This window comes from Leisingera sp. F5 (assembly GCF_001593695.1).
Genome location: NZ_LUKH01000455.1, coordinates 1 through 2398 on the forward strand (window position 1 = coordinate 1; position 2398 = coordinate 2398).

The 2398-nt window shown below is 59.9% G+C and carries 2 protein-coding genes; one reads left to right on the forward strand and one right to left on the reverse strand.

Annotated features, from left to right (window positions below; all coding sequences use genetic code 11):
* Positions 1–228: 228 nt before the first annotated feature.
* Entirely contained in the window at positions 229–795 is a 567-nt protein-coding gene (locus tag A2I95_RS31800; protein WP_367153154.1) for a hypothetical protein, read from the reverse strand.
* 218 nt (positions 796–1013) lie between these two features.
* Between A2I95_RS31800 and fumC the strand changes: the two genes are divergently transcribed.
* Positions 1014–2398, forward strand: a 1385-nt coding sequence (fumC, locus tag A2I95_RS31805) for a class II fumarate hydratase (protein ID WP_291736253.1), incomplete at its 3' end; no start/stop codon positions are given.

Here is a 2398-nt window from a genome sequence, read left to right on the forward strand (position 1 = left end):
GTGGAGTTCGGACTGCGGTTTGAGTCCGCCGACGAAGAGCCGGAAGGCTTTTCCGCGGTCACAGATGCGGCTGAGGAACAAGACGGCGCCGAGGAGCCAGCGGAAGAAGACAAGAAAGACGCGGATGTCGTGTCGCTGGACAGCTTCCGCAAATAGGCGGACTGACCCATCGCGCAGTATCAGGCAGCCCGTCCGGCTGCCTTTTTCATGTCCGGCCTGTTCCTTGGCCTATTGCTTGGCCAGGAAGGTCTCCAGCCGCCGGCGCGGTTCGCCGTTCAGCCGTGAAATGTAAACCAGATCCAGCCCGCCATCGGCCAGGGTCCTGTCATACTGCTGCATCTCGTAGTCGCCGTTCGGGTGAATAAACAGCGAAAAGACCGTCAGCGTTTCGCCAGTCAGCCGGCCCCAGACGAAGGGTTCGCCTTCCATCGGGTTCAACGGCACCGCATGACCAAACACATTGCGTGTCATTGCCGCAGAGTAGACGCCATTGCGCCCGCTTTGCTGGAATTCGATTTCATAGGTCTTGGTCTTTTTGCGGCCGTCATCCTTTTCGGTGGTCGAAGTCCATTTGATGGTGAACCCCTTCTTCATCTCGTGGATGATAACGCTCATGTCCCGGGGATCGGTGTCGCCATCTGTCTTGACGACGTCGACGCTGCCGGAATATTCGCCGGCAAACTGCGAAATACCGGCAGCAATCCCCTGCACCGCCCCGCACAGCAGCAAACAGGCGGCCAATGCAGGCACGGCCAGGGATTTCAGTGACAGAACTTCACACAGACGGATTGGCACGATCAATTCCTTTCCGGATACAAATTTGCCCGTCTCCCGCCCCGTCCCACGCAGTGTAACCATAGCATGGATTGAGACAATGGCATGGATTGGATTGCGCCAATTCGACACTATACCTTACCTGCCATTTGGCTATGCTGCGCGCAACTGGCCAATTGCGCCGCATTCCGGCACAGGCTACACGGCATACAATCGCATACTCAACGGAGAGAAGACGGATGTCCGAAACCCGCACCGAAACCGACAGCTTTGGCCCGCTTGAAGTCCCCGCAGACAAGTATTGGGGCGCCCAGACCCAGCGGTCGATCATGAACTTCCCGATCGGCTGGGAAAAGCAGCCTGTCGCCATTGTGCGCGCGCTGGGGGTGATCAAACAGGCCTGCGCCATGGCCAACAAGGCCTCGGGCAAGCTGGACGCCCGGATCGGTGATGCCGTTATTCAAGCAGCCGGCGAAGTTGTCGCGGGCAAATTCGACGACAACTTCCCGCTGGTGGTGTGGCAGACCGGCTCCGGCACCCAGTCCAACATGAACTCCAACGAAGTGATCGCCAACCGCGCGATCGAGATCCTGGGCGGCGTGATTGGCTCCAAGGATCCGGTGCACCCGAACGATCACTGTAATATGGGCCAGTCTTCCAACGATACCTTCCCCACTGCCATGCATATTGCCACCGCGATGTCCGTTCGCGACGTGCTGGTGCCGGGCCTGACCAAGCTCGCCGAAGGGCTGGAGGCAAAGGCCGAAGCGTTCAAGGACATCATCAAGATCGGCCGCACCCATACCCAGGACGCCACCCCGCTGACGCTGGGCCAGGAGTTCGGCGGCTATGCGCATCAGATCCGCCAGGGTCTGGCGCGGGTCGAAGCGGCGATGCCCGGCATCTATGAGCTGGCACAGGGCGGCACTGCGGTCGGCACCGGTCTGAACACCCAAAAAGGCTGGGGCGAAACCGTTGCTGCCAATATGGCGGAAATCACCGGCCTGCCCTTTGTCACCGCGCCGAACAAGTTCGAGGCACTGGCCGCCCATGACGCGATGGTATTCCTGTCCGGCGCTTTGGCCACCATTGCGGGCAGCTGCTACAAGATTGCCAACGACATCCGCTTCCTCGGCTCCGGCCCGCGCTCTGGCCTGGGTGAGCTGATCCTGCCGGAGAATGAGCCAGGCTCCTCAATCATGCCGGGCAAAGTAAATCCGACCCAGGCAGAGGCACTGACCCAGGTGGCCGCCCATGTGATGGGCAATGATGCCGCGATCAAATTCGCGGGCTCGCAGGGTCATTTTGAGTTGAACGTCTACAACCCGATGATGTCCTACAACCTGCTGCAATCCATCCAGCTCTTGGGCGACGCGGCGGACAGCTTTACCGAGCGGATGCTGAACGGCATCCAGGCCAATGAGCCGCGCATCGATAAGCTGATGAAAGAGTCGCTGATGCTGGTCACGGCACTGGCGCCGACCATCGGTTACGACAATGCCACCAAGGTTGCCAAAACCGCGCATAAGAACGGCACCACTCTGAAAGAAGAGGCGGTTGCACTGGGCTTTGTGGACGAGGCAACCTTTGACGCCGTGGTCCGTCCCGAGCAGATGATCGGCCC